The sequence below is a fragment of the Streptomyces sp. BK340 genome (genome assembly GCF_007827595.1).
Lineage (GTDB): Bacteria > Actinomycetota > Actinomycetes > Streptomycetales > Streptomycetaceae > Streptomyces.
Window position 1 is genome coordinate 138069 of sequence record NZ_VISR01000009.1, and the last position, 26273, is coordinate 164341.

Annotated in this window: 22 protein-coding genes; 3 read left to right on the forward strand and 19 right to left on the reverse strand. The window is 70.2% G+C overall.

The features are described 5' to 3' along the window. Window positions 1-171 precede the first annotated feature (171 nt). From FB157_RS18595 to FB157_RS18620, 6 genes are all read right to left on the reverse strand, one after another. A complete protein-coding gene (locus FB157_RS18595; protein WP_145881123.1) occupies window positions 172-1011 on the reverse strand; it encodes a shikimate dehydrogenase in 840 nt (279 codons plus the stop codon). After that, window positions 992-2698, reverse strand: a complete 1707-nt coding sequence (gene mltG / locus FB157_RS18600) for an endolytic transglycosylase MltG (protein WP_145881125.1) — start codon at window positions 2696-2698, stop codon at window positions 992-994. The genes FB157_RS18595 and mltG overlap by 20 nt, the downstream gene beginning before the upstream one ends. Window positions 2699-2820: 122 nt before the next feature. Next, a complete protein-coding gene (ruvX, locus tag FB157_RS18605) occupies window positions 2821-3285 on the reverse strand; it encodes a Holliday junction resolvase RuvX (RefSeq protein ID WP_145881128.1) in 465 nt (154 codons plus the stop codon). A gap of 25 nt (window positions 3286-3310) precedes the next feature. Beyond that, entirely contained in the window at window positions 3311-5983 is a 2673-nt protein-coding gene (gene alaS / locus FB157_RS18610) for an alanine--tRNA ligase (protein WP_145881130.1), read from the reverse strand. Further along, window positions 5983-6336, reverse strand: coding sequence for a hypothetical protein (locus FB157_RS18615; RefSeq protein ID WP_145881132.1), 354 nt, complete (start codon window positions 6334-6336; stop codon window positions 5983-5985). The genes alaS and FB157_RS18615 overlap by 1 nt, the downstream gene beginning before the upstream one ends. A 7-nt stretch (window positions 6337-6343) precedes the next feature. Then, window positions 6344-6784 carry a DUF948 domain-containing protein gene (locus FB157_RS18620; RefSeq protein WP_145881134.1) on the reverse strand — a complete coding sequence of 147 codons (441 nt, stop codon included), beginning with the start codon at window positions 6782-6784 and terminating at the stop codon, window positions 6344-6346. 171 nt (window positions 6785-6955) lie between these two features. Here FB157_RS18620 and FB157_RS18625 point away from each other — a divergent pair, with 171 nt between their 5' ends. Beyond that, window positions 6956-9148: an AAA family ATPase gene (locus tag FB157_RS18625; protein WP_261386368.1), complete on the forward strand. Its 2193-nt coding sequence runs from the start codon at window positions 6956-6958 to the stop codon at window positions 9146-9148. Between the two features lie 21 nt (window positions 9149-9169). On the opposite strand, the gene rpsD is transcribed toward FB157_RS18625, so the two are convergent. The 5 genes from rpsD to FB157_RS18650 all read right to left on the reverse strand — a co-directional run bounded on the left by rpsD (window position 9170) and on the right by FB157_RS18650 (window position 14344). Continuing rightward, window positions 9170-9784: a 30S ribosomal protein S4 gene (rpsD, locus tag FB157_RS18630; protein ID WP_020938857.1), complete on the reverse strand. Its 615-nt coding sequence runs from the start codon at window positions 9782-9784 to the stop codon at window positions 9170-9172. Window positions 9785-10089: 305 nt separating this feature from the next. Then, window positions 10090-11445 (reverse strand): replication-associated recombination protein A, encoded by a 1356-nt coding sequence (locus FB157_RS18635; protein ID WP_145881138.1) that lies wholly within the window; start codon window positions 11443-11445, stop codon window positions 10090-10092. Window positions 11446-11489: 44 nt separating this feature from the next. Continuing rightward, the gene (locus tag FB157_RS18640) at window positions 11490-12146 is read right to left on the reverse strand and encodes a vitamin K epoxide reductase family protein (RefSeq protein ID WP_145881140.1); all 657 of its coding nucleotides are present in this window, start codon (window positions 12144-12146) and stop codon (window positions 11490-11492) included. A gap of 205 nt (window positions 12147-12351) precedes the next feature. Then, the gene (gene hisS, locus FB157_RS18645; protein ID WP_145881142.1) at window positions 12352-13614 is read right to left on the reverse strand and encodes a histidine--tRNA ligase; all 1263 of its coding nucleotides are present in this window, start codon (window positions 13612-13614) and stop codon (window positions 12352-12354) included. A gap of 13 nt (window positions 13615-13627) precedes the next feature. Beyond that, complete coding sequence (locus tag FB157_RS18650) at window positions 13628-14344, reverse strand: MBL fold metallo-hydrolase (RefSeq protein ID WP_145881144.1); 717 nt, start codon at window positions 14342-14344, stop codon at window positions 13628-13630. A gap of 179 nt (window positions 14345-14523) precedes the next feature. On the opposite strand from FB157_RS18650, the gene FB157_RS18655 reads away from it, so the two are divergent. Both FB157_RS18655 and FB157_RS18660 read left to right on the forward strand, forming a co-directional pair. Continuing rightward, window positions 14524-15348 carry a peptidylprolyl isomerase gene (locus FB157_RS18655; RefSeq protein WP_145881146.1) on the forward strand — a complete coding sequence of 275 codons (825 nt, stop codon included), beginning with the start codon at window positions 14524-14526 and terminating at the stop codon, window positions 15346-15348. Between the two features lie 155 nt (window positions 15349-15503). Beyond that, a complete protein-coding gene (locus FB157_RS18660) occupies window positions 15504-16733 on the forward strand; it encodes a DUF349 domain-containing protein (RefSeq protein WP_145881148.1) in 1230 nt (409 codons plus the stop codon). A gap of 77 nt (window positions 16734-16810) precedes the next feature. On the opposite strand, the gene FB157_RS18665 is transcribed toward FB157_RS18660, so the two are convergent. The 8 genes from FB157_RS18665 to ruvC form a co-directional block, all read right to left on the reverse strand. Further along, a complete protein-coding gene (locus tag FB157_RS18665) occupies window positions 16811-19360 on the reverse strand; it encodes a bifunctional (p)ppGpp synthetase/guanosine-3',5'-bis(diphosphate) 3'-pyrophosphohydrolase (protein WP_145881150.1) in 2550 nt (849 codons plus the stop codon). A gap of 261 nt (window positions 19361-19621) precedes the next feature. Further along, on the reverse strand, window positions 19622-20170 hold the full coding sequence (locus FB157_RS18675; RefSeq protein WP_145881154.1) for an adenine phosphoribosyltransferase: 549 nt from the start codon (window positions 20168-20170) through the stop codon (window positions 19622-19624). After that, window positions 20167-21276: a protein translocase subunit SecF gene (gene secF / locus FB157_RS18680; RefSeq protein ID WP_145881156.1), complete on the reverse strand. Its 1110-nt coding sequence runs from the start codon at window positions 21274-21276 to the stop codon at window positions 20167-20169. Before secF ends, FB157_RS18675 begins: the two co-directional genes overlap by 4 nt. 3 nt (window positions 21277-21279) lie before the next feature. Further along, window positions 21280-23055, reverse strand: a complete 1776-nt coding sequence (gene secD, locus FB157_RS18685) for a protein translocase subunit SecD (RefSeq protein ID WP_186581562.1) — start codon at window positions 23053-23055, stop codon at window positions 21280-21282. Window positions 23056-23195: 140 nt separating this feature from the next. After that, window positions 23196-23702 (reverse strand): preprotein translocase subunit YajC, encoded by a 507-nt coding sequence (gene yajC / locus FB157_RS18695; RefSeq protein WP_145881160.1) that lies wholly within the window; start codon window positions 23700-23702, stop codon window positions 23196-23198. Window positions 23703-23878: 176 nt separating this feature from the next. Next, complete coding sequence (gene ruvB / locus FB157_RS18700) at window positions 23879-24973, reverse strand: Holliday junction branch migration DNA helicase RuvB (RefSeq protein ID WP_145881162.1); 1095 nt, start codon at window positions 24971-24973, stop codon at window positions 23879-23881. Window positions 24974-24997: 24 nt separating this feature from the next. Further along, window positions 24998-25603 carry a Holliday junction branch migration protein RuvA gene (gene ruvA, locus FB157_RS18705; protein ID WP_145881164.1) on the reverse strand — a complete coding sequence of 202 codons (606 nt, stop codon included), beginning with the start codon at window positions 25601-25603 and terminating at the stop codon, window positions 24998-25000. Continuing rightward, on the reverse strand, window positions 25600-26139 hold the full coding sequence (gene ruvC, locus FB157_RS18710) for a crossover junction endodeoxyribonuclease RuvC (RefSeq protein WP_094220709.1): 540 nt from the start codon (window positions 26137-26139) through the stop codon (window positions 25600-25602). Before ruvC ends, ruvA begins: the two co-directional genes overlap by 4 nt. Window positions 26140-26273 lie beyond the last annotated feature (134 nt).

Here is a 26273-nt window from a genome sequence, read left to right on the forward strand (position 1 = left end):
TCCTCAGTGTTCGCGCCCGGTACTGCCCGGCGTACGCACGTCCTCGCGTACGGCGACGGCGCCACCGGGTGCGCGACCCCGGTCCGCCACCTCCGATCCTCCCACGTCCGGGGGCGGTGTCCGGCCGCTGGTCCAGCAGGCGGGACGCGGCGGCGCAACGGAGGCGGCCGCTCAGCGCGCGGCGAGCGCCTTCTCGCCTGCGTGCCGCATGGCCTCCAGGGGGGCCGGGGAGCGGCCCGTCATCCGCTCGACCTGGAGAACGGCCTGGTGGACCAGCAGGTCGAGGCCGCTGACCACGGCACCGCCGAACATGGACCAGCGGGCAGCGAGCTCGGTGGGCCACGGGTCGTAGAGCACGTCGAAGAGGGTGGCGGGGCGCTCGGGCACGGCGGTGGCGAGCGCGTCGGTGGTGCCGGCCGGGGTGGTGGCGATCACCAGGGGTGCCTTCAGGGCCTCCCGTGCGTCGCCCCAGTCCGCCGTACGGACGTCCACGTCGAGCCGCTCGCCCCACTGGCGCATCTCGGCGGCGCGGGCCTCGCTGCGGACGTAGGCGACGACCTCACCGGTGCAGATCCGGGCGAGTGCGGCCAGCGCCGAGGAGGCCGTGGCGCCGGCACCGAGGATCGCCGCGGAGTCGACCTGTTCGATGCCGTGCTCGCGCAGGGCGGCCACCATGCCCGGGATGTCGGTGTTGTCGCCGATGCGGCGGCCGTCCTCGGTGAAGACCACGGTGTTGACGGCGTCGACCGACGCGGCCGTCTCGCTGATCTCGTCCACCAGCGGGATGACCGCCCTCTTCAGCGGCATGGTCAGCGACAGCCCCGCCCACTCCGGCCCGAGCTCCTCGATGAAGCCGGGCAGGGCGGCCTCGTCGATCTCGAAGCGGCCGTACGACCAGTCGGTCAGTCCGAGTGCGTCGTAGGCAGCCCGGTGCAGCACCGGGGAGAGGGAGTGGGCGATGGGCGATCCGAGCACGGCAGCCCGGCGGGCGTCAGTTGCCCGAGGAGGCATTGAATTTGTCCTTGAGCTTTTCGAATTCTTCGTTGGTCTTGGCGAATTCGGTGTTGTTCACACCGTCGGTCGCCACGAAATACATCCAGCCGTCGTGCGTCGGATTCAGTGCCGCCTTCATCGCGTCCTCACCGGGGTTTCCGATCGGACCGGGCGGAAGGCCCTTGTGGGTATAGGTGTTGTACGGGCTCTGGTTGCTGTTGATCTCCTTCTCGGAGATGTGGATGTTGCTCGTGCCCTTGAGGTAGTTGTACGTCGAGTCGAACTGGAGCAACTGGTTCGTCTCGGTGTTCGTGGGCTTCAGACGGTTGTAGACCACTTCGGCCATCTTGCGGAAGTCGTCGTGCGTCTTGCCCTCGGCCTGGACCAGGCTCATGACCGTGATGAGCTGGAACGCGCTGTCCAGGCCCAACGCCTTCGCCTTCGACGGCAGGTCGTAGGCGGCGTACCTCTCCTTGGCCTGGGTGACCATCTGCTTCAGGATCGCGTCGGGCTTCATGCCCTTTGCGGCCGCATAGGTACCCGGGAACAGGAAGCCCTCCAGCGGGTCCTGGATCTGGCTGCTCCTCTGCGCCCAGCTCGGCAGACCGAACTTCCGGTATTCCTGCTTGGCGAGCTTCCGCGTGGTCCCGGTGGACAGCTGGAGTTTCTTGTCGATCGCCGCGTAGACACCGGCGTTGCGCTCGCCGGGCGTGACGATCACATTGTTCTGGCTCTTCGGGTCGAGCATCAGCTGCACGGCGCTGGCGGCGGACATCTGCTTCTCCAGCGTATAGACGCCTTCCTGGAGCCCCTTGCCCTTGGGATTCGCCTGCAGCGCGGAGACGAACGCGTCCGCGCTCTCGACGACGCCCGCCTCCCTCAGCTTCGCACCGATCTCCCAGCCGCCCGCGCCCTTCGGAATGGAGACCGTGACCTGTTCGCCGTTGCCGCTGCCCGCGTAGTCCGGGGCCGGGCCGAAACGATTTTGGTAGTACTTGTAGCCGAAGTAGCCGACCGTGCCGAGGCCGCCGCCGAAGACCAGGACGACGACCATGCACGCGCAGCCGGTGCGCCGCTTCTTGCTCTTGACCGGTTTCTTGCCGCGCCGTTCGCCACGGCCGGACCGGCTGTCCGCCTCGTCGTCGACATCGTCGTCATCGCCGCCTCCGGCGAAGAAGGCGTGCTCGCCCCGGTCCTCGCCCGGGTCCCAGCCGGTCTCGGGATCCGGTTCCGGTTTCGACTCGGGGCGCCTGCGGCTGGGCGGCACCGGCGGCGGGTAGGCGTCCTCGGTGCCGTAGAAGTCGGGCGCTTCCCCGCCGTAGGAGGCGGGCTGCTGGCCGTACGGGTCGCTCGGGTCGGGCGGGTAGGGCACCTGGCCGTGCGTGCCGGACGCCTCCCAGCCGCCCTGGTGCTGGTACTGCTGCGGGGCCTGCACCGCGTACTGCTGGTCCTGGCCGGTGTACTGCTGACCGTACTGCTGCTGGCTCTGCTCGTCGTAGTACTGGTACTGCTGCTGGTCGTACCCGGACTGCTGCCCCTGGGTCCAGTCGCCGTGCTGCGGCTGCGGGTATTGCTGCTGTGGCTGGCCGCCGTAGGGGGACTGCTGGCCGACGTGGGCCTGCTGTCCTCCCCATCCGCCGTCCCCGTACAACGGGTCCTCCGGATGCCACGGTTCGGAGCCTGGGCCCCGGCCATACTCAGTCATCGATCCCCTAGAGCCGCGAGGCCGACGGTCGCATGGCCGGTGGACCGGCTTCCGTTCCGCCTCTTGCTGTGCGGCGGCTGTTCGAACACCGCCGCATCGCGCGGAACGTTACCGTATCGCGATCAGATGACCACTTCGACGCCCTCGCCGGGTGCTTTACCTGACACCCGTTCGGATTCCAGGGCCTGCTGCAGGATGATGACGGCTGCTGCCTGGTCGATGACGGCCCGGCCCTTCTTGGATTTCACCCCCGAGGCGCGCAGTCCCTGACTGGCCGTCACGGTCGTCATCCGCTCGTCGACCAGCCGGACCGGCACCGGGTCGATGCCCTTGGCGAGCTCCTGGACGAAGGCGCGTACCTTCTGGGCAGCCGGGCCCTCGCCCCCCTTGAGGGAACGAGGGAGTCCGACGACGACCTCGATCGGTTCGTACTCCTCCACCAGCTGCCTGAGCCGGCGGTGGGCGGCCGGGATGTCCCGGCCGGGGACGGTCTCCACCGGAGTGGCGAGGATCCCGTCGGGGTCGCACGAGGCGACCCCGATCCGGGCGTCCCCGACGTCGATCGAGAGTCGGCGTCCTCTGCGCATTTCCGACCGTTTCCTTACTTCACTGTCACTTGGCGGTCTCGGCGACGAGGCGCTCGACGGCCTCCACGGCCTCGCCGACCGCAGCCGGGTTCTGGCCGCCGCCCTGGGCGACGTCCGGCTTGCCGCCACCGCCGCCGCCGAGCGTCTTGGCGGCGGTACGGACCAGGTCACCGGCCTTGAGACCGCGCTCGCGGGCGGCCTCGTTGGTGGCGATGACGGTCAGCGGCTTGCCGTTGTTGACCGTGAACAGGGCGACCACGGCGGCCCGGCCGCCCTGGATGCGGCCGCGCACGTCGAGGACCAGCTTGCGCAGGTCGTCCGGCGTGGTGCCGTCCGGGACCCGGCCGGTGACAAGAGCGACGCCCTTGATGTCCTTGGCGGACTCGACGAGACCGGCGGCGGCCTGCAGCACCTTCTCGGCGCGGAACTTCTCGATCTCCTTCTCGGCGTCCTTCAGCTTGCCGAGCATGGCGGAGACCTTCTCCGGAAGCTCCTCCGGGCGGCCCTTGATCAGCTCCTGGAGCTGGGCGACGACCGTGTGCTCGCGGGCGAGGAAGTTGTAGGCGTCGACGCCGACCAGCGCCTCGATACGGCGGACACCGGAGCCGATGGAGGACTCGCCGAGCAGCTTCACCAGGCCCAGCTGGGCGGTGTTGTGCACGTGCGTGCCGCCGCACAGCTCCTTGGAGAAGTCGCCGATGGTCACGACGCGGACGCGCTCGCCGTACTTCTCGCCGAACTCGGCGATGGCGCCCTGCTTCTTGGCCTCGTCGATGCCCATGACCTCGGCGTGCACGTCGAGGTCGCGGGCGAGCACCTCGTTGATCTTCTGCTCGACGTCGGTCATCACGGCCGTCGGGACGGCGGACGGGGAGCCGAAGTCGAAGCGGAAACGGCCGGGCTGGTTCTCGGAACCGGCCTGGGCGGCCGTCGGGCCGAGGGCGTCGCGCAGGGCCTGGTGGGTCAGGTGGGTGGCCGAGTGGGCGCGGGCGATGGCCTTGCGGCGACGGTGGTCGATCGAGGCGTGGGCCTTGGCGCCGACGGTGACCTCGCCGACCTGGACGACGCCCTTGTGGACGTACACACCGGGGACCGGCTTCTGGCAGTCGCGGATCTCGATGACGGCACCGGAGTCGACCTTGATGCGGCCGGTGTCGCCGATCTGGCCGCCGCCCTCGGCGTAGAACGGGGTGCGGTCGAGGACGATCTCGACCTCGTCGCCCTCGGTGGCGGCCGGGGAGGAGACGCCGTCGACGAGGATGCCGACGATCGTGGTCTCGCCCTCGGTGTCGGTGTAGCCGATGAAGTCGGTCTCGCCGGTCTTGTCGGCGATCTCGCGGTAGGCACCGGCACCGGCGTGACCGGTCTTCTTGGCCTGGGCGTCGGCCTTGGCGCGCTCCCGCTGCTCCTTCATCAGGCGGCGGAAGCCGTCCTCGTCCACGGACAGCCCCTGCTCGGCGGCCATCTCGAGGGTGAGGTCGATCGGGAAGCCCCAGGTGTCGTGGAGCAGGAACGCCTTGTCGCCGGGCAGGACCGAGGAGCCGGCCTGCTTGGTCTCGGTGACGGCCGTGTCGAGGATGTTGGTGCCGGCCTTCAGCGTCTTCAGGAAGGCGTTCTCCTCGGCGAGGGCGACCTTCTCGATGCGCTCGCGGTCGGTGACCAGCTCCGGGTACTGCTGGCCCATCATGCCGATGACGACGTCGACCAGGTCCTTGACGACCGGACCGGTGGCGCCCAGCAGACGCATGTTGCGGATGGCGCGGCGCATGATGCGGCGCAGGACGTAGCCGCGGCCCTCGTTGCCGGGGGTGACGCCGTCGCCGATGAGCATCACCGACGTACGCATGTGGTCGGTGACCACACGCAGCGAGACGTCCGAGGCGTGGGCGTCGCCGTAGGCCACGCCGGTCAGCTCGGTGGCCTTCTTGATGACGGCCATGGAGGTGTCGATCTCGTACATGTTCTGCACGCCCTGCAGAATCATGGCGAGGCGCTCCATGCCGAGGCCCGTGTCGATGTTCTTGCTCGGCAGCTCGCCGAGGATCTCGAAGTTGTCCTTGCCGATGCCCTCGCCGCGCTCGTACTGCATGAAGACGAGGTTCCAGATCTCCACGTACCGCTCGTCGTTGACGGCGGGGCCGCCCTCGACGCCGAACTCGGGGCCGCGGTCGTAGTTGATCTCGGAGCAGGGGCCACAGGGGCCGGGGACGCCCATGGACCAGTAGTTGTCCTTCATGCCGAGGCGCTGGATGCGCTCCTTCGGCACGCCGACGACCTCGTGCCAGATGCGCTCGGCCTCGTCGTCGTCCTTGTAGACGGTGATCCACAGACGGTCGGGCTCCAGGCCGTAACCGCCCTTGTCCTGGGGCGTGGTGAGCAGCTCCCAGGCGTACTTGATGGCGCCTTCCTTGAAGTAGTCGCCGAAGGAGAAGTTGCCGCACATCTGGAAGAACGTGCCGTGGCGCGTGGTCTTGCCGACCTCTTCGATGTCGGGCGTGCGCACGCACTTCTGCACGCTGGTGGCGCGCGGGAACGGCGGCTTGACCTCACCCAGGAAGTAGGGCTTGAAGGGAACCATGCCGGCGGGGACGAGGAGCAGAGTCGGGTCGTCCGCGATGAGCGACGCCGAAGGGACGACGGTGTGCCCGCGCTCCTCGAAGAAGCTCAGCCAGCGGCGGCGAATCTCGGCCGACTCCATCAGTGGTCCTCATTCCGGTTGTACGAGTACATCGGGGCTTCGATGTACTTCGGGTTGCTGTGGTTGTCGCTGTTCTCGACAGCGGTGTACCGACGGGGTGCGGGGAGTTCGGGGTTCTCCTGGATACCCAGCGCGTCCGCCAGCTCGGCCTCCCGCTGCGCCATGTTGTCGCGGACGTCGAGCGCGAAGCCGACCGCGCGGTCCTTCAGGCGCTGACCGGTCTCCAGGGCCTTGTTGGCCGCGGTCGCGGCGAGGCTCTCGGGGGTCAGCTTCTTCAGCTTGCGGTTGACCTTGGTGGTGGCCCACACACCTGCGGCGACACCCGTGGTGAACCAGAACGTACGGCGGAACATCGCTCGGTCAGTCCTTCTTTCCCCGGTTGCTCCGCTTGCGTGCCGCAGGGACCGTACGGCCCACGATCACGGTACGCCTGGGCTCTTTGGCGGGCACGTTCTCCTTGCGGCCGCCGATCGCCCGGCGCACGCCGTAGCCGAAGGCCGCGACCTTGACCAGCGGGCCGCCGAAGGTCGAGGCGACGGTGGTCGAGAGCGCGGAGGCGTTCGACGTGACTTCCTGGACGTCGGAGGCGATCGCGTCGACCCGGTCGATCTGGGTCTGCGCGGAGCGCACGGCCGCGGAGGCGTCGGCGAGCAGCGGGACGGCCTGCTCGGTCACGTCCGCCACGAGCTTGGTGGTCGCCTTGAGCGTCTGGGCCAGCCTCGCCAGTGCGACGGCGAGGAAGGAGACCAGGATCGCCCAGAAGACGGCCACCAGGATCCCGGCCACCTCTCCACCGGACACTGTGCGCACCCGCTCCCTGAAACGTGCTCTGAACATCGAAACCATGAATAAGCAGTGCACCGAGCCTATCGCGCCACGGGTGTGGCTCCGTACCGGTTTACGGTCGGCGGATGGTGGAGTTGCGGGAAGCGATTGTACGGAATGAACACGGTTCAGTACGCTCCGTGTCCCATGCGAGGACCTCAGCGCCCCGGCCCCTCCACGGACGGCTCTCCGCCCCTTGAACTCACCGCTTTCGTCGGGCGCTCGGCCGAACTCGCCGAGCTGGCCGAGGCGATGGAGACGGCCCGGCTGGTGACGGTGACCGGGGTCGGCGGCGTGGGCAAGTCCCGGCTGGCCGCACGGGCGGCGGCCCGGTCTGCGCCGCGGGCCTGGGCGAGGGTCGAGCTGGCGCCCGTGCAGGATCCGCAGTTCGTGGAGTACGCGGTCGTGGAGGCGCTGGGGCTGACCGACCACACCACCCGGTTACCCCGCCAGACCCTGCTGGACCGTCTCGCCGGCCGCCGATTCCTGCTGGTGCTCGACGGGTTCGAGCACCTGGTGGCGGCCTGCGCCGACCTGGTGTCCGAACTGCTGCGCAGGCTGCCGGAGCTGCGGGTGCTGGCCGTGGGACGGCGCCCGCTGGGGCTGACCGGCGAGCGGCTGTTCCCGCTGGCCCCGCTCGCCGAGGACGAGGCGGTGGAGCTGTTCACGGACCGGGCCAGGCAGCACGGGCCGGAGCCGGACGACTGCCCCGTGGTGCGGGAGCTGTGCCGCCGGCTGGAGGGGATCCCGCTGGCCCTGGAACTGGCCGCGGGGCGGCTGCGGGCGCTGTCGCCGGCGCAGTTGCTGGAGCGGCTCGACGACCGGTTCCGGCTGCTGACCGGCGGCGGCCGGGACGCTCTCCCCCGCCATCAGGCGCTGCGTACGGCGATCGGCTGGAGCCATGAGCTGTGCGCCCCGGCAGAGCGGCTGCTGTGGGCGCGGCTCTCGGTGTTCGCGCAGACCTTCGACCTCGAGGCGGCCGAGTACGTGTGCAGCGGGGACGGGCTGGACGCCGAGGACGTCCTGGACGTGCTGACGGAGCTGCTCGCGCAGTCGGTCCTGTCCCGTGAGGAGACTCCGGCGGGCCCCCGCTACCGGATGCTGGACACGGTCCGGGCCTACGGCGGCGACTGGCTGGAGGCGGCGGGCGACGCGGTACGGCTGCGGCGGCGGCACCGGGACTGGTACCTGGGCCTGGCGACCTGGTGCGAGCTGGAGTGGTTCTCGGCCCGGCAGCGCGAGGTGGCGGCGCGGGTCGAGGTCGAGCTGCCGAACCTGCGCACCGCCCTGGAGTTCTGCCTGACCGAGCCGGACGAGGCGCATCTGGGGCAGTACCTGGCGGGTTCGCTGTGGTTCTGCTGGGCCGGCTGCGGACGGCTGTCGGAGGGGCGGCGCTGGCTGGAGCGCAGCGTGGAGCTGGACTCGGAGTACGAGCAGTCCCGGCTGAAGGCCCTGTGGGTGCTCGGTTATGTGGCGATCCTGCAGGGCGACACCGTGCCGGCGCTGGCCGCGCTGCGGGAGTGCCGGGTACAGGCGGAGCGAGTCTCGGACGGGACGGCGGTGGCGTACGCGGAGCACCGCACCGGCTGTCTTGCCCTGGTCACGGATGACATGGCACGCGCAGAAACGCTGTTGCGCTCGGCCCTCGGGCGGTACCAGGAGATCGGCGAGCTGAACAGCAACGTGCTGATGGCCCAGGTGGAGCTGGCGATGGCGAGGGCCTTCCAGGGAGATCTGGCGGACGCGGTGCGGCTGTGCGAGGACGTGCGCCGGGTGTGCGAGGACCACGGCGAGCGCTGGGCACGGTCGTACGCGCTGTACGTGCTGGCCTACGCGGCCTGGCGGGACGGTGATCCGGCCGGCGCGCGGGAGCTGCTCGCGGACTGTCTGGACAACGCGCACACCTTCCACGATCTGCTGGGCTCGGTGCTGTCCCTGGAACTGCTCGCCCTGGTGACGGCGGCCCAGGGCGACCCGGCCGAGGCGGCGGTGCTGCAGGGCGCCGCGGGCCGGATGTGGCCGTCGGTGGGGCTGCCGCTGTTCGGCTCCGCCTACTACAACGCCCCGCACGAGCTGTGCGAGGCGACGGCCCGGCAGGCGCTCGGCGACGAGCGGTACGAGGAGTGCGTGCGCGCGGGGGCGGGGCTGGACGGCGACGCGGCCGTGGCAAGGGCGCTGGGGGGCGGCGGCGTACGGCCGCTGGAGGCTCCCCCGAGCTCTTCGAGCAGGGGGGAGCCCCAGCCGGCGCCGCGCGGCCCGGTGTCGCACGCCCTCGGGGACGCCGGAAAACGCGAACCCGCCGCCTCGCCCACCCGGAAGGGCGGGGAGACGGCGGGCTGAGGTGCTGCGCCGGGGCTGGGATCAGCGGGCGTAGTACTCGACGACGAGCTGCTCGTCGCAGATCACCGGGATCTCCTTGCGGTTCGGCTCACGGTCCAGGCGGAACGCCAGGGCCTTGAGGTTCACCTGCAGGTAGCGCGGGGTCTCACCGTCGGGGGCGAAGCCACCCTCGCGGGCGATCTGGAAGAGCGTCTTGTCCTTGGAGCGGTCGCGGACCTGCACGACGTCGTCCGGACGGACACGGAAGGACGGCTTGTCGACCTTCTGGCCGTTGACCTGGATGTGGCCGTGGACGACCATCTGGCGGGCCTGGTAGATCGTGCGGGCGATGCCCGAACGCAGGACCAGCGCGTCGAGACGGCGCTCCAGCTCGACGATCAGGGCCTCACCGGTCTTGCCCTGGACCTTGGACGCACGCTCGTAGGCGCGGACCAGCTGGCGCTCGGAGATGTCGTACTGAGCGCGCAGGCGCTGCTTCTCGAGCAGACGGACCTTGTAGTCCGAGTTCTGCTTGCGGCCGCGGCCGTGCTCGCCCGGCGGGTAGGGGCGGGCCTCGAAGTACTTGACGGCCTTCGGGGTCAGCGCGATGCCGAGGGCACGCGACTTCTTGACCTTGGGGCGGGACTGGTTCGCCACTGTCTTTTGTCTCTTTCCTAGTTTTCGGCTTGTCAGCTTTGAGGGAGGTCGCATCCGCAGCCGGGGAATCCCGCCGGGTCCGTATCGGACCTGCCGGGCAGCCGTTCCCCTGGTCTGGGCACATACGTGCAGCACGCGAGTGGCCCACCGACCTCTCCCGGGGCTCCGGGTGGTGGTGGGCTGCCCGCGACACCGTTCGACGGTGCGCGACGCTCCTGGAGTCAGTCCCGAGGGACTGGATCTCCGGCTGGCTGTCCCGCTCTGACTGCGCGGGACTCAGCACTTCGAGGGATTCTACAGGGCGCTCAGGACCGCTTGCGACCGAGGTGCTTGCGGGTCCATTCGACGGCGTCCGCGTACCGGGCCTCGGCTCCGTGCCGGGTCGGTGTGTAGTACTCGCGGTCCTTGAGGGCGTCCGGGGCGTACTGCTGCCGGGCGATGCCCTCGGGCAGGTCGTGCGGGTACACGTACCCCTGCGCGTGGCCGAGCTCGGCCGCGCCCTTGTAGTGCCCGTCCCGCAGGTGCGGCGGGACGGCTCCGGCCAGGCCCTTGCGTACGTCCTCCATGGCCGCGCCGATCGCGGTGGTCGCCGCGTTGGACTTGGGGGCGAGTGCGAGGGCGATGGTGGCGTGGCTGAGGGTGAGGGCGGCCTCGGGGAAGCCGATCATGGCGACGGCCTGGGCGGCGGCGACCGCGATGGGCAGCGCGCCCGGATCGGCCAGGCCGATGTCCTCGCTGGCGGAGATCATCAGGCGGCGGGCGATGAAGCGGGGGTCCTCGCCGGCCTCGATCATGCGGGCCAGGTAGTGCAGGGCGGCGTCGACGTCGGAGCCGCGGATCGACTTGATGAGGGCACTGGCGACGTCGTAGTGCTGGTCGCCGTCGCGGTCGTACTTCACCGCGGCCCGGTCGACGGTCTGTTCCAGGGTCCGGAGGCTGATCTCCGGCTCGCCCTGGTCGAGGGCGGCCCCGGCGGCGGCCTCCAGGGCGGTCAGGGCGCGGCGGGCGTCGCCGCCGGCGATGCGCAGGAGGTGGTCCTCGGTGTCCTCGGGGAGGGTGACGGCCGCCCTGAGGCCGCGCTCGTCGGTCAGCGCCCGCTTCAGGAGTCCGCGGATGTCGTCGTCGGTGAGGGGTTCGAGGGTGAGGAGGAGGGAGCGCGACAGCAGCGGGGAGATGACCGAGAAGTACGGGTTCTCCGTGGTCGCGGCGATCAGGGTCACCCAGCGGTTCTCGACCGCGGGGAGCAGGGAGTCCTGCTGGGCCTTGCTGAAGCGGTGGATCTCGTCCAGGAAGAGGACGGTCTCCTTGCCGAAGGCGCCGGTGGCGCGGCGGGCCCCGTCGATGACCGCACGGACCTCCTTGACGCCCGCGGTGATCGCGGACAGCTCCACGAACCGCTTGTCGGTCGCCTTGGAGACGACGTAGGCGAGGGTCGTCTTGCCGGTGCCGGGCGGGCCCCAGAGGATCACCGAGGAGGGTCCGGCCGGGCCGCCGCTGCCCTCGCCGACCAGTCTGCGCAGCGGGGATCCCGGCTTGAGCAGGTGCTGCTGGCCCACCACCTCGTCGAGGGTGCGCGGGCGCATGCGGACCGCCAGGGGGCTGCCGGCCGGGTCCTTCTCCTGGCGTTCCTCTGCTGCGGCGGTGAACAGGTCGGCTTCCACACCCGAAACCCTATGTCACGCCACTGACAACGCGGCCCGGGACGTCAGCTGGTCCAGAAGTCCCACCAGCGGGTCAGGATCAGCATGCCGATGATCCCGACGTGCAGGACCGGCACGACCCAGGTGAACTCGCCGAAGAAGGACTTCAGCCAGCGCGGGGACGGCAGGAAGCCGTTGCGGATGTTGAACGAGGTGACGTACCAGAACATGGTGATGGTGGCGACCCAGGCGAGCGAGCACCACAGGCACAGCGCGTTGATCCGGTACAGGGACTGGAACTGCAGCCAGGTGCAGAACGCGACGCCGAACAGCGTGCCGGAGTTGAAGGTCAGCCAGTACCAGCGCGGGAAGCGGGCGCGGGCCAGCAGGCTCACGCCGACGCAGATGACGATGCCGTAGCAGACCAGGCCGAGCATCGGGTTGGGGAAACCGAAGGCGGCGGCCTGCTTGCTCTCCATGACGCTGCCGCAGGAGACGACCGGGTTGAGGCTGCACCCGGGGGTGAACGTCTTGCCCTCGACCTTGGCTTCCAGCAGCTTGAACTTGTCGATCGTGATGACCCAGGCGGCGAGCAGTCCGGCGGCACCGGTGATCACCAGCAGCAGGGCGAAGGCGCGACTGCCGCCCACCGTGCGGGGCGCGTCGACGGCGCGCTCGGGCCCGGGCTCCGTGGAGACGTCCTTGACTGTCGTCTTGCTCATCACGCCGATTCCGTCACTTGAGAGTTGGACCATCTTCGGGCACCGGACATTGTGCCGCACACACCCGGGTGCGCACCGTTCGCTCCGCATAAGGATGTACGTACGACGGGTCCCGTCCGTTCGGTTCCGGACAGCGCCCGTACCCGACGACGACGAAGGCGCCGGACACCCCCAGGGGGCATCCGGCGCCCACGCGCGGGTGCGGCTAGCCGAGCCGCGACCGCAGCTCGGCCACGACGTCGTCCACGCCGACCGCCGTCTGCTCGCCGGACTCCATGTCCTTGAGCTGCACGACGCCGTCGGTGAGGTCGCGCTCGCCGGCGACGATCGCGTAGCGGGCCCCGCTGCGGTTGGCGTTCTTCATGGCGCCCTTGAGGCCCTTGCCGCCGTAGGAGAAGTCCGCGGCGACACCGGCCTTGCGCAGCTCGGTGACCTTCGCGAACAGGACCCGGCGGGCCTCCTCGCCGAGCGGCACCGCGTAGACGCTGGTCGCGGACGGGATGTCCAGCTCGACACCCTCGGCCTCCAGGGCGAGGACGGTGCGGTCGACGCCGAGGGCCCAGCCGACGGACGGCAGCGCGGGGCCGCCGATCATCTCGGACAGACCGTCGTAGCGCCCGCCGCCGCCCACCGCGGACTGGGAGCCCAGACCGTCGTGTACGAACTCGAAGGTGGTGCGGGTGTAGTAGTCCAGGCCGCGCACCAGCTTCGGGTCGTCCTCGAAGGACACGCCCGCCGCGGAGATCAGCTCGCGCACCTCCTCGTGGTACGTCTTGCAGGCGTCGCACAGGTAGTCACGCAGGAGCGGGGCGCCGCCCAGCTGCTTCTGGACCGACTCCCGCTTGTCGTCGAGCACGCGCAGCGGGTTGATCTCGGTGCGGCGCTGGGTGTCCTCGTCGAGGTCCAGGCCGCCCAGGAAGTCCTGCAGCGCGGCCCGGTAGACCGGACGGCACTCCTTGTCGCCCAGGCTGTTCAGCAGGATGCGGAAGTTGCTGAGGCCCAGGGAGCGGTACGCCTGGTCGGCGAGGATGATCAGCTCGGCGTCCAGCGCCGGGTCCTCGGCGCCGATCGCCTCGGCGCCGACCTGGGAGAAGTGCCTGTAACGGCCCTTCTGGGGGCGCTCGTAGCGGTAGTACGAGCCGGAGTACCAGAGCTTGACCGGGAGGTTGCCCGCCTTGTGCAGGTTGGCCTCCAGGGCCGCGCGCAGGACGGACGCCGTGCCCTCCGGACGCAGGGCCAGCCTGTCGCCGCCCTTGGTCTCGAAGGCGTACATCTCCTTGGTGACGATGTCGGTGGACTCACCCACACCGCGTGCGAAGAGTTCGACGCTCTCGAAGCCGGGAGTCTCGATGTAGCCGTAGCCGGAGTTGCGCAGCGGGGCCGCGATCGCCTCGCGGACCGCCAGGTACTTGGCGGAGTCCGGCGGAATCAGGTCGTAGGTGCCCTTGGGGGCCTGAAAGGTGCTCACGGAAGCTCTCTCGTCACATTCCTCGTCGGGGAGCCTGGGAGGCTCCCTGGCCGGCCGCCACCTGCCGCAGATAGGGGTTGGTGGCGCGCTCCTGGCCGATGGTCGTCTGGGGGCCGTGGCCGGACAGCACCACGGTGGAGTCCTCGAGCGGCAGGCACACGCGGGCCAGCGAGTCGAGCATGTCCTCCATGGAGCCACCCGGAAGGTCGGTGCGTCCGACGGAGCCGGCGAACAGCAGATCCCCGGAGAAGAAGACCGAGGGGATGTCTGATCCGTCGCGGGCTTCGGGCATCTGGAAGGTCACCGACCCCCTGGTATGGCCCGGTGCGTGCGCGACGGAGAACTCCATCCCGGCGAGCGCGAGCCTCGCGCCGTCGGTCAGCTCCTTGACGTCGTCCGGCTCCCCCACGGTCAGCTCGCCCATGAGCGGCATGCCGATGGACCGGCCGATCCCCTTCTCGGGGTCGCTCATCATGTACCGGTCCTCGGGGTGGATCCAGGCCGGTACGTCGTGCGCGCCGCACACGGGGACGACCGAGGCCACATGATCGATGTGGCCATGGGTGAGGACGACGGCGACGGGCTTGAGCCGATGCTTCTTCAGCGCTTCCTCGACGCCCTGGGCGGCCTGGTGGCCCGGGTCGATGATCACGCACTCCTCACCGGCGGCGGGGGCGACGAGATAACAGTTCGTCCCCCAGGCCCCGGCGGGGAACCCGGCAATGAGCACGATCGTCCTTCGTTGTGTCGATACGGGAGGGCTTACGGGCAGGCAGCCCGTGGTCCAGAGACTACCGGCGCTGCCGTTTCCTCAGCCAACCCATATACGGTACGGGGCTACACGCAGCTGTCGGCTCACAGGTCGCACGCGTACCGGTCGACACACGACACGCATGAGGAGAGAACCCGGTGGTCAGCCAGGAGCAGCGGCGGCGTCAGCTCGCCCGGGAGAAGTTCTTGCGGCAGCAGCAGCGACGCACCAGCGCGCGGCGCAAGGCGAATATGCGCAACTCCGTGATCGCGTCGGTACTGGGCGTGGTCGTGATCGGCAGTGTCGCGCTGTACACGACCGGTGTACTCAAGAACGACGACGACAAGAAGACCAACGCGAGCGCCGACGTCACGCCGAGCGCCACGCCGAGCAGCAAGGCGCCGGACCCCTGCGCGAAGCCGGCCGCCGGCTCCATCGCGAAGGAGACCTGGAAGAAGGAGCCGGCGATGTCGATCGACACGTCGGCGAAGTACACGATGAAGCTCGCGACGACGTGCGGTGACATCGGCATCGCGCTGAAGACGTCGGCCGCGCCGCACACCGTGAACTCGTTCGACTTCCTGGCGGGCAAGGGCTTCTTCGACCACACCAAGTGCCACCGCCTGACCACGAACGGCATCTACGTGCTGCAGTGCGGCGACCCGACGGGCGTCGGCAGCGGCGGCCCGGGCTACACGATCCCGGACGAGAACCTGAAGGACGCGAGCCTGAAGGGCAACAAGTACCCGGCGGGCACGGTGGCGATGGCCAACACCGGTCAGAAGCACACCGGCGGGAGCCAGTTCTTCCTCGTCTACAAGGACAGCCCGCTGCCGCCCAGCTACACGCCGTTCGGCACGATCGACGCGGCGGGCCTGAAGGTGCTGGACAAGATCGCGGCCGCGGGCGAGAACACGGGTGCCGGTGACGGTGCCCCGAACGCTACGGTCGTGATCAACAAGGCGACGGTCACCAAGTCCTGACGCCGTAACCGGCGCTCAACACGGCCAACTGCGGAATTTCGGTCGCGCTGGATGCGGACAGGCAACCCGCTGGTCGCCTATGTTGGCCGTGACGAAACTGTGGACGATGCCCGGGGGCGCCGAGGCCCCCGCGGGCATCATGTGGAGGAGGCGCTGTGAGCAGCGACCCGTGGGGCCGCGTCGACGAGACGGGGACCGTGTACGTGCGTACGGCCGACGGCGAGCAGGTCGTCGGTTCCTGGGCGGCCGGCTCCCCTGAGGAGGCGCTTGCCTACTTCGAGCGCAAGTACGAGGGCCTGGTTGTCGAGATCGGCCTCCTCGAGAAGCGAGTGCAGACGACGGACCTCTCCGCGAAGGACGCCCAGACCGCGATCGACCACCTGCGCGAGCAGGTGGACGCGCACCACGCGGTGGGTGACCTGGAGGCGCTGCGGGCCCGTCTCGACAAGCTCGTGGCGACGGTCGAGGCCCGGCGCGAGGAGCGCAAGGTCCAGCGGGCCAAGCAGTCCGACGAGGCCCGCAAGGCCAAGGAGGACCTGGTCACCGAGGCCGAGCAGCTGGCGCAGTCCGACCAGTGGCGGGCCGCAGGTGAGCGGCTGCGGGCGCTGGTGGACACCTGGAAGGGGCTGCCGCGGCTGGACCGCAAGTCCGACGACGAGCTGTGGCACCGCTTCTCGCACGCCCGGTCGGCGTTCTCCAAGCGTCGCAAGGGTCACTTCGCGCAGCTGGACGCGCAGCGCGAGGAGGCCCGCAAGACCAAGGAGCGGCTGGTCGCCGAGGCCGAGTCGCTGTCCGGTTCGACGGACTGGGGTCCGACGGCGGCGCGCTACCGCGAGCTGATGGCGGACTGGAAGGCCGCGGGCCGCGCCCAGCGCGAGCACGAGGACGACCTGTGGAACCGCTTCCGCGGCGCCCAGGACGTGTTCTTCGCCGCCCGCAGCTCGGTCTTCGCCGAGCGCGACGCCGAGCAGTCGGAGAACCTGAAGCTCAAGGAGGAGCTGGCCGAGGAGGCCGAGAAGATCCTCCCGGTCACGGACCTCAAGGCCGCCCGGGCCGCCTTCCGCTCGGTCAACGAGCGCTGGGAGGCCATCGGTCACGTCCCGCGGGACGCGCGGCCGAAGGTCGAGGGCCGGATGCACGCCGTCGAGCGGGCCATCCAGGAGGCCGAGGAGGCCGAGTGGCGCCGGACCAACCCGGAGGCGCGCGCGCGTGCCGAGGGGCTGACCGGTCAGCTGCAGGCCGCCGTGGACAAGCTGAGGGCGCAGATCGAGCAGGCACGCGCCCAGGGCAACAACTCCAAGGCCGACAAGCTGGAGCGTGAGCTGGAGGGCCGTCAGGCGCTCCTGGACCAGGCTCTGAAGGGCCTGCAGGAGTTCGGCGGCTAAGATCCCGCTGCGCATCGAGAAGGGCCCCGTACGTGGCGTACGGGGCTCTTTCTCGTGCGTGGGTGTCCTACGACCGTCTACGCCCGGCTGCGTGCCGAGGTCACACGGTAGACGTCGTACACGCCCTCCACGCCCCGTACGGCCTTCAGGACGTGGCCGAGGTGCTTCGGGTCGCCCATCTCGAAGGTGAAGCGGGAGGTGGCCACCCGGTCGCGGGAGGTCTGGACGGCCGCGGAGAGGATGTTGACGTGCTGGTCGGACAGGACGCGGGTGACGTCCGACAGCAGGCGGGAGCGGTCCAGCGCCTCGACCTGGATGGCGACCAGGAAGACCGAGGACTGGGTGGGCGCCCACTCGACGTCGAGGATGCGCTCCGGCTCACGGGACAGAGACTCCACGTTGACGCAGTCGCTGCGGTGAACCGATACACCGCTGCCCCGCGTGACGAAGCCGATGATCGGGTCGCCGGGGACGGGCGTGCAGCAGCGGGCCAGCTTGACCCACACGTCGTCGACGCCCTTGACCACGACGCCGGGGTCGGCGCTGGAGCGGCGCTTGCGGCCGCGGGTACGGGTCGGCGGGACGGCCTCGTCGATCTCCTCGGTGGCCGCCTCCTCGCCGCCGAGCGCCTGGACGAGCTTCTGCACGATGTTCTGCGCGGAGACATGGCCCTCGCCGATCGCCGCGTAGAGCGCGGAGATGTCGGAGTAGCGCATCTCGTGCGCGAGCGTGACGAGGGAGTCGCCGGTGAGGATGCGCTGGATCGGCAGGTTCTGCTTGCGCATGGCGCGGACGATGGCGTCCTTGCCCTGCTCGATCGCCTCGTCGCGGCGCTCCTTGGAGAACCAGGCCCGGATCTTGTTGCGGGCGCGCGGCGACTTGACGAACCCGAGCCAGTCCCGGGACGGACCCGCGCCGGGCGCCTTGGAGGTGAAGACCTCCACCAGGTCGCCGTTGTCCAGGGTGGATTCGAGCGGTACGAGCCTGCCGTTGACCCGCGCTCCTATGGTGCGGTGGCCGACCTCGGTGTGGACGGCGTACGCGAAGTCGACCGGGGTCGCGCCGGCAGGCAACGCGATGACGTCGCCCTTGGGCGTGAAGACGAAGACCTCGTTGCGGGACAGGTCGAAGCGCAGGGACTCCAGGAACTCGCCGGGGTCCTCGGTCTCCTTCTGCCAGTCGAGCAGCTGGCGCAGCCACGCCATGTCGTTGAGGTGGTCGTCCTTGCCCTTGCCCGCCTTGGGCACGTCGGTGCGGACCTTGGAGGCGCCGGCGACGGCCTCCTGCTTGTACTTCCAGTGCGCGGCGATGCCGTACTCGGCACGGCGGTGCATGTCGAACGTGCGGATCTGCAGTTCGACGGGCTTGCCGTTGGGCCCGATGACCGTCGTGTGCAGCGACTGGTACATGTTGAACTTGGGCATCGCGATGTAGTCCTTGAACCGGCCGGGGACCGGGTTCCATCGCGCGTGCACGGTGCCGAGGGCGGCGTAGCAGTCGCGGACCGTGTCGACAAGTACACGGATCCCCACCAGGTCGTAGATCTCCGCGAAGTCGCGACCGCGGACGATCATCTTCTGGTAGACGCTGTAGTAGTGCTTCGGGCGTCCGGTGACGGTCGCCTTGATGCGGGCGGCGCGCAGGTCGGCCTGGACCTCGTCGGTCACTATGGCCAGGTACTCGTCACGCTTCGGTGCCCTCTCGGCCACCAGCCGTACGATCTCGTCGTACATCTTGGGGTAGAGGATCGCGAACGCGAGGTCCTCCAGCTCCCACTTGATGGTGTTCATGCCCAGGCGGTGGGCGAGGGGCGCGTAGATCTCCAGCGTCTCGCGCGCCTTCTTCTCCTGCTTCTCGCGCTTGAGGTAGCGCATGGTGCGCATGTTGTGCAGGCGGTCGGCGAGCTTGATCACCAGGACCCGGGGGTCCTTGGCCATCGCGACGACCATCTTGCGCACGGTCTCGGCCTGCGCGGCCTCGCCGAACTTGACCTTGTCCAGCTTGGTGACGCCGTCCACGAGGAGGGCGACGACGTCGCCGAAGTCGCGGCGCAGGTCGTCCAGGCCGTACTCGGTGTCCTCGACGGTGTCGTGCAGCAGGCCCGCCATGAGGGTGGCCGGGTCCATGCCCAGCTCGGCGAGGATGGTGGTGACGGCGAGCGGATGCGTGATGTACGGGTCGCCGCTCTTGCGCTTCTGCCCCCGGTGCCAGCGCTCGGCGACCTGGTAGGCACGCTCGATCTGCCGGAGCGTCGAGTTCTCGATCTTCGGGTCGTTGCTGCGCACTATCCGCAGCAGCGGCTCCAGCACGGGGTTGTACGGGTTCGCGCGCTGGACACCGAGGCGGGCGAGGCGCGCGCGGACGCGGTTGGAGGAGCCGCTGCGGGCGGGCTGGTTGGCGGCCGGACGCCCGGGCGACGGGGCTCCCCCCGCTCGAGCGGAGTCGGGAGTGGGGGACGGTTTGGGGCGCGCCACCTCGGCAGCCTTCTCCACGGGCGTGGACTGGGCGTGCTCGACCGCCCCGCGGGTGTCATTCTTCGCTTGCGACACGTTCGGCGCGGGCTTGGCCGCGGGTGCCGAGGCTGGCTCGGGCTTGGCGGCGGTCAGTGGCTGGGCCTCGTCTGGCAAGAGGACTCCTCGTGCGCGATCCGGGTCCCCCGGTCAGGCTCCGGAAACCCCATGGTAGCGATCCTGAGCCCGCTCATCGCCTTCAGGCGGATGTGAGGACCGTATACCCCTGCAACACGAGGGACGGGGTCGGGATTCCGGGAGGTGGCTCCGAGGTGATTTCCCGGCGTGCGGCGCGTGTCCCCCACGGGAACGCCGACGGCCGCCCCGGTGGTGCCGGAGCGGCCGTGGAGCACCTGGTGCCCGGTTCCGTCAGAGCTGTCAGATCTGGAGCAGCGCCTGGAGCGGTGCCCCCTTCAGCGCCGGTTCCAGACGGGCGCGGCCGTCCAGGAAGCCTAGCTCCATGAGCACCGCGAGGCCGGAGACCTCGGCGCCCGCCCGGTGGATGAGCTGGATCGCGGCCTCCGCGGTGCCACCGGTCGCGAGGACGTCGTCCACGATCAGCACACGGTCGCCGGAGGACAGGTCCTCCGCGTGCACCTCGATCTCCGCCGAGCCGTATTCCAGGTCGTACGCCTGACGCAGGGTCGCTCCGGGGAGCTTGCCCGCCTTGCGCACCGGGATGAAGCCGAGGCCGGCGCGGACCGCGACCGGGGCACCGAGGATGAAGCCCCGGGCCTCCAGGCCGACGACCTTGGTCGCGCCGGTGTCGACGGCGATCTCGGCCAGCGCGTCCGTGAGGGCCGTGAAAGCGGCCGGGTCCGCCAGGAGCGGCGTGATGTCCTTGAACATCACGCCGGGCTCCGGGTAGTCCGCCACGTCACGGATGCGGCTGAGCAGCAACGGCGTGATCTCCGCGAGCTCGGTCATCGACGCTTCCCGGAGGGTCGGCCGCGGCCCCGGGTGCGGGACGCCGGCTGGTTGCGCGGACCCACCACGGCGGGAGCGGCGTCCTCGGACTCGTCACCGGCGGCGGACCGCGCGTCCGCGAAGCCCTCCTCGGCGGCGGCCTGGGCGCGCTTGGCGAGGACCCGCTTGCGGAGCGCCTTCATCGCCGGCTCGGACTCCTTGAGGTCGGCGACGAGCGGCGTGGCGATGAAGATCGAGGAGTACGCACCGGCCGCGAGGCCGACGAACAGCGACAGCGAGATGTCGTTCAGCGTGCCGGCCCCGAGGAAGCCGCCACCGATGAACAGCAGGCCCGCCACCGGCAGCAGCGCGACCACGGTGGTGTTGATGGAGCGGACCAGCGTGCCGTTGATCGACCGGTTGGCGATGTCGCTGTACGTCCAGCGGGTCTGCTTGGTGATGTCCTTCGTCTGCTCCTTGAGGCTGTCGAAGACGACGACCGTGTCGTAGAGCGAGTAACCGAGGATCGTCAGCAGACCGATGACCGTACCGGGTGTGACCTCGAAGCCGACCAGGGCGTAGATACCGGTCGTGATGGTGATGTCGTGGATCAGCGCGACGAGGGCCGCGACGGCCATGCGCCACTCGAAGGCGATCGCCAGGTAGATCACCACGAGCACCATGAAGATCGCCAGGCCCTCCCAGGCCTTGCTGGCGATCTGCTCGCCCCAGCTCGGGCCGACCAGGTCGGCGGCGAGCTTCTCCGGGTCGAGGTTCAGGTCCTTGGCCAGCGTCTGCTTGATCTGGTCCGACTTGTCGGTGTCGATACCGGCGATCTGGATGCGCAGGCTGCCGTTGCCGAGCTTCTGCACGACCGCTTCATGGCCGGAGGCGGACTTCGCGTAGTCCTCCGCCTGCGCGACCGACGTGCTCATCGCCGTCGGCGTGGTGAAGACCGCGCCGCCCTGGAACTCGATGCCCATGTTCAGGCCGCGCACCGCCAGGCCGAGGATGGCCGTGATGGTGATCAGGATGGAGATGCCGTACCAGATCTTGCGCTTGCCGACGAAGTCGTAGCTGATCTCGCCGCGGTGCAGTCGAGCGCCGAGGTTGCCGAGTTTCGACATCGCTCACGCCTCCTTCGGGTCGACAGGGCCGGCGGCGGGACCGGCGGGACGGCGGGTGCGGCGCAGCGGCGGCTGGGCACCCAGGCTCTTCGGGTCGAGTCCGGACCACTTGTGGCCGTTCGCGAAGAACTTGCGGCGGGCGAGCAGAGTCATCAGCGGCTTGGTGAAGAAGAAGACGACGACCACGTCGAGCACGGTGGTCAGGCCGAGCGTGAACGCGAAGCCCTGCACCTTGCCGACGGTGACGATGAACAGCACCGCGGCGGCGAGGAACGACACGAAGTCGGAGACCAGGATCGTGCGCCGGGCGCGCGGCCAGGCCCGCTCGACGGCGGGACGCAGCGTGCGGCCCTCACGGATCTCGTCCCGGATGCGTTCGAAGTACACGATGAACGAGTCCGCGGTGATACCGATGGCGACGATGGCACCGCAGACGGCCGGCAGGTTCAGCGCGAAGCCGATGGCCGGGCCGAGCAGCGCCATGAGCACGTAGGTGAGGATCGCGGAGACCAGCAGGGACGCCATGGCCACGATCGACAGACCGCGGTAGTAGGCGACCAGGTAGATCACGACCAGAGCGAGGCCGATCGCGCCCGCGAGCAGACCGGCGTGCAGCTGCTCACCACCGAGCGCGGCGGTCACCGTGGTGACGGTCTCCTCCTTGAACGACAGCGGCAGCGCGCCGTACGACAGCATGTTGGCGAGGCTCTGCGCCTCCTGCTGCGTGAAGCGGCCCGAGATCTCCGCCTGGCCGCCCGAGATGGCCGACTGGACGAACGGGCTGGAGACGACCTGGCCGTCGAGGACGATGCCGAACTCGTTCTGCGGGGACTGGTTCTTGGACAGCTTCTCGGTGATGTCCGCGAACTTCTTCGACCCGCTGGAGGTGAAGTTCATCTGGACCTGCCAGCCGGCGGCACCCTGGGTGTCGATCACAGCCTGGGCCTTCTTGACCTCGGTGCCGTCCACGGCGGCCGGGCCGAGCAGGTACTTGTACCAGACCTTGTCGTTCTCACCGCAGGCCACGGTGATCTCGCCGGGCTTGGCGCCCTTGCCGGCATTGGCCCGCTGGGCGGGCTTGGAGCAGTCCAGCGCGGCGTACTGCGCCTGGAGCTTGGTGGTGTCGGCCGTGCCGCCGGAGGACGACGCGGACGGGCTCGGCGAGGACGTGGCGCTCGGGGAGCCGGACGGCGACGGCGTGGCGTCGTCCTTCAGGGCGTCGGTGACCGCGCGGCCCTGCGAGGTGGCGGTGGCCGTCGGCGTCGGGGACCCGGAGGAGGACGAGGAGGCCTTCTCCTTGGCGGAGGCGCTGCTCGACGGGCTCGGCGAGCCGCTGCCGCTGGGGGACGCGCTCGGCGAGGGCTTCGCGGCGGCCCCCGTGGGCTCGCTGGCGAGCACCGGGCGGAAGTACAGCTTGGCGGTGGTGCCGACCTGCTGCTGGGCCTCCTTGGAGTTGGTGCCCTTGGGGATGTTCACGATGATGTGATCGTTCCCCTGGGTCTGCACCTCCGCCTCGGAGACGCCCAGGCCGTTGACACGGCGGTTCATGATGTCGACCGCGGTGTCCATGTTGGCCTTGTTGATCGCGGACCCCTGGTCGGCCTTCGCCTTGAGCGTGATGCTCGTACCACCGGCGAGGTCGATGCCGAGACGCGGAGTCTTGTGCCCGGAGGCGAACATCCCCCCGGTCAGCGCCACGATGGCGATCAGGATGAGGGCCAGCGAGCGCCCTGGCTTGCTCTGGGCGCTCGCGCTCCGGCCCTTCTTAGGTGCTGCCACCTTCTCGTACTCCCTCTCGGGCCGCCCCGCGCCCGGTCGGCGCGGTCGGCCATGACATGGTGTCGGGCTCCCGTGCGGAAAACAGACGCGCCCGGGGTGCTCGGGGTGCGGTCGGTCCGCGCCCCGCACCCCGGACGTGACTACTTCGCGTCGGTGTCGCCGTCGGTCTTCTTCGGCTCTTCGTCCGCCTTGGCCTCGGCGGCCTCGGGGGCCTCGTCGGCCTTGTCCTCGTCGGCGTCCTTCTTACCGAGGTCGACGGCCTTGTCGTCGGAGGCGGCGGCAGCGGCGTCGGCAGACTCGTCGGTCTCGGTGAGGGAGGAGGCGTCGTCCGGGACGATGCCGGCGTCGGACTTCAGGTCGTGCTCGATGCCGTGGACGATGCGGTTGTACTCGTCGTCCGTGAGGACGGCGCCGATCGCGTTCTTGGCGAAGAGGAGGTCGACGCCGGGGCCGGCGTCGAGGAGGACGGTGTCCTCGTTGACCTCCTTGACCGTCGCGTACATCCCCCCGATGGTGCGGACACCGGAGCCGGGCTGCATCTCGTTCCGCATGTTTGCGGCCTGCTGCTGCTTTTTCTTGGCCGAGCGCGTCATCAGGAACATGGCCGCGATGAGCACGATGAAGGGGAGAAGGGTAAAGGCATTCACGGGACGGAATTTCCTTCGCGCGACCGCGCGGTGAGCGGCCTGATGGATGGGGGTTGGTCGGCGCCACCCGCAAGGGCGGCATCGGCGGAGTCTAAGCGAGTCCGCGTGCATGGAACAACGCTCAGCATGGCACCTGGGTTCCTGCCCCCGCCATTGCCCTCGCCGTCACGGAGCGGTCACGCCCCGAACAGGTCCTGTTGTCCGTTTCCCCCCGCCGACGAGCGGGGCGGGGTCAGTCCGAGGTGCGCCCAGGCCGCGGGAGTGGCGACCCGGCCCCGTGGGGTTCGGGCCAGCAGACCCTCCCTGACCAGGAAAGGTTCGGCGACCTCCTCGACGGTCTCGCGCTCCTCCCCCACCGCGACGGCGAGCGTGGACAGGCCCACCGGACCGCCGCCGAACAGCTTCAGCAGCGCCTCCAGGACGGCCCGGTCGAGGCGGTCGAGGCCGCGCGCGTCGACCTCGTAGACGGCGAGGGCGGCCGCGGCGATCTCGCGGGTGATCACGCCGTCGGCCTTGACCTGCGCGTAGTCGCGCACGCGGCGCAGCAGGCGGTTGGCGATACGGGGCGTGCCGCGGGAGCGGCCGGAGATCTCGGCGGCGCCGTTCGGCTCGATCTCGACGTCGAGCAGGTGTGCCGAGCGGTGCACGACCCGCTCCAGCTCGGCGGGCTCGTAGAACTCCATGTGCGCGGTGAAGCCGAAGCGGTCGCGCAGCGGGGGCGGCAGCAGGCCCGCGCGCGTGGTGGCGCCGACCAGGGTGAACGGGGGCAGCTCCAGGGGGATGGCGGTGGCGCCGGGGCCCTTGCCGACGATGACGTCGACGCGGAAGTCCTCCATGGCCATGTACAGCATCTCCTCGGCGGGCCGGGACATGCGGTGGATCTCGTCCAGGAAGAGGACCTCGCCCTCCTGGAGGGAGGAGAGGATCGCGGCGAGGTCGCCGGCGTGCTGGATGGCCGGGCCGGAGGTGATGCGGATGGGGGCGCCCATCTCGGCCGCGATGATCATCGACAGCGTGGTCTTGCCCAGTCCGGGCGCGCCGGAGAGCAGCACGTGGTCGGCGGTCGCCCCGCGCGCGCGTGCGGCGCGCAGCACCAGGTCGAGCTGTTCGCGCACCTTCTCCTGGCCGATGAACTCGCCGAGGTCCTTGGGGCGCAGAGCAGCCTCGACGGCCTGGTCCTCACGGTCGGCGACAGAGCCCACCAGCCGCTCCGCGGCGGGGCCGACGGGCTGCTCATCGGCAGCGCTGTCGGTCGTGTCGTCCCAGTTCATGTGATGTGCCTTCGGCTATGGGGGTCAGCGGGCTCGGTTCAGGGTCTGCAGGGCGGCCTTCAGCAGCACGCCCACCTGGGGTGTGCCGCCCGCCGCCTCGGCCTGCGGCGCCACGGCGGCCACGGCCTCCTCGGCCTCACGGGTGGCGTAGCCGAGTCCGATGAGAGCCGCGTGCAGCTGGTCGCGCCAGCCCTGGGTGACCGGGGCTCCGACCGCGGGGGCGCCGGTGGGGGCACCGAGCCGGTCCTTCAGCTCGAGCAGCAGCTTCTGCGCGCCCTTCTTGCCGATGCCGGGGACCGCGGTGAGGGCCTTCTCGTCACCGGTGGCGACGGCGCGGCGCAGTGCGTCCGGCGTGTGCACGGCGAGCATCGCCTGGGCGAGGCGGGGTCCCACACCGCTCGCGGTCTGCAGCAGTTCGAAGACCTGGCGCTCGTCGTCGTCCGCGAAGCCGTACAGGGTCAGCGAGTCCTCGCGCACCACCAAAGAGGTGGCGAGCTTGGTCTGCCGGCCCATGCGGAGGCCGGAGAGCGTGTTCGGGGTGCACTGGACGGCGATGCCGATGCCGCCCACCTCGACCACCGCGGAGTCGGGGGCGAGGGCGGCGACCGGGCCGCTGACGAACGCGATCATGCCGTACGGCCTTTCGTTGCGTGGACTGTGTGCCGGGCGACGGCCTGCTGGAGCCGGTTCTGGGCGGGGGCGCGCCAGATGTGGCAGATGGCGAGGGCGAGTGCGTCGGCGGCGTCGGCCGGCTTCGGCGGGGCGCTGAGCCGCAGCAGGCGGGTGACCATGGCCCCGACCTGGGCCTTGTCGGCGCGGCCGCTGCCGGTGACGGCGGCCTTGACCTCGCTGGGGGTGTGCAGGGCGACGGGGATGCCCCGCCGGGCGGCGCACAGCATGGCGACGGCGCTGGCCTGGGCGGTGCCCATCACCGTGCGCACGTTGTGCTGGCTGAAGACGCGCTCGACGGCGACGAACTCGGGCCGGTGCTCGTCCAGCCACTCCTCGATGCCCTGCTCGACGGCGAGCAGCCGCAGGCTCAGGTCGGCGTCCGCGGGTGTCCGTACGACCCCGACGCCGAGCATGGTGAGCGGCCGGCCCGCCACCCCCTCCACCACGCCGACACCGCACCGCGTCAGCCCGGGGTCCACCCCCAACACGCGCACGCGCCCCTCCCTTCGATCGCCTGTTTGTGCAGGCTATCGGGTGCCACCGACAACGCCCCGCACCAACGCCCGACAAGGCGACGGGCCGACGGGGTGTCCCGTCGGCCCGTGAGAACCTGCGCAGCCCGCCGCGG

What these genes read in the sequence shown, in the direction of transcription:
- ruvA (WP_145881164.1), bottom strand. Translation starts at nt 25,603, where the DNA reads ATGATCGCGTTCGTCAGCGGCCCGGTCGCCGCCCTCGCCCCCGACTCC.
- FB157_RS18625 (WP_261386368.1), top strand. Translation starts at nt 6,956, where the DNA reads ATGCGAGGACCTCAGCGCCCCGGCCCCTCCACGGACGGCTCTCCGCCC.
- mltG (WP_145881125.1), bottom strand. Translation starts at nt 2,698, where the DNA reads ATGACTGAGTATGGCCGGGGCCCAGGCTCCGAACCGTGGCATCCGGAG.
- secF (WP_145881156.1), bottom strand. Translation starts at nt 21,276, where the DNA reads ATGTCGAAACTCGGCAACCTCGGCGCTCGACTGCACCGCGGCGAGATC.
- FB157_RS18595 (WP_145881123.1), bottom strand. Translation starts at nt 1,011, where the DNA reads ATGCCTCCTCGGGCAACTGACGCCCGCCGGGCTGCCGTGCTCGGATCG.
- ruvX (WP_145881128.1), bottom strand. Translation starts at nt 3,285, where the DNA reads ATGCGCAGAGGACGCCGACTCTCGATCGACGTCGGGGACGCCCGGATC.
- FB157_RS18675 (WP_145881154.1), bottom strand. Translation starts at nt 20,170, where the DNA reads ATGACCGAGCTCGCGGAGATCACGCCGTTGCTGCTCAGCCGCATCCGT.
- FB157_RS18640 (WP_145881140.1), bottom strand. Translation starts at nt 12,146, where the DNA reads ATGAGCAAGACGACAGTCAAGGACGTCTCCACGGAGCCCGGGCCCGAG.
- FB157_RS18615 (WP_145881132.1), bottom strand. Translation starts at nt 6,336, where the DNA reads ATGTTCCGCCGTACGTTCTGGTTCACCACGGGTGTCGCCGCAGGTGTG.
- ruvB (WP_145881162.1), bottom strand. Translation starts at nt 24,973, where the DNA reads ATGAACTGGGACGACACGACCGACAGCGCTGCCGATGAGCAGCCCGTC.
- alaS (WP_145881130.1), bottom strand. Translation starts at nt 5,983, where the DNA reads ATGGAGTCGGCCGAGATTCGCCGCCGCTGGCTGAGCTTCTTCGAGGAG.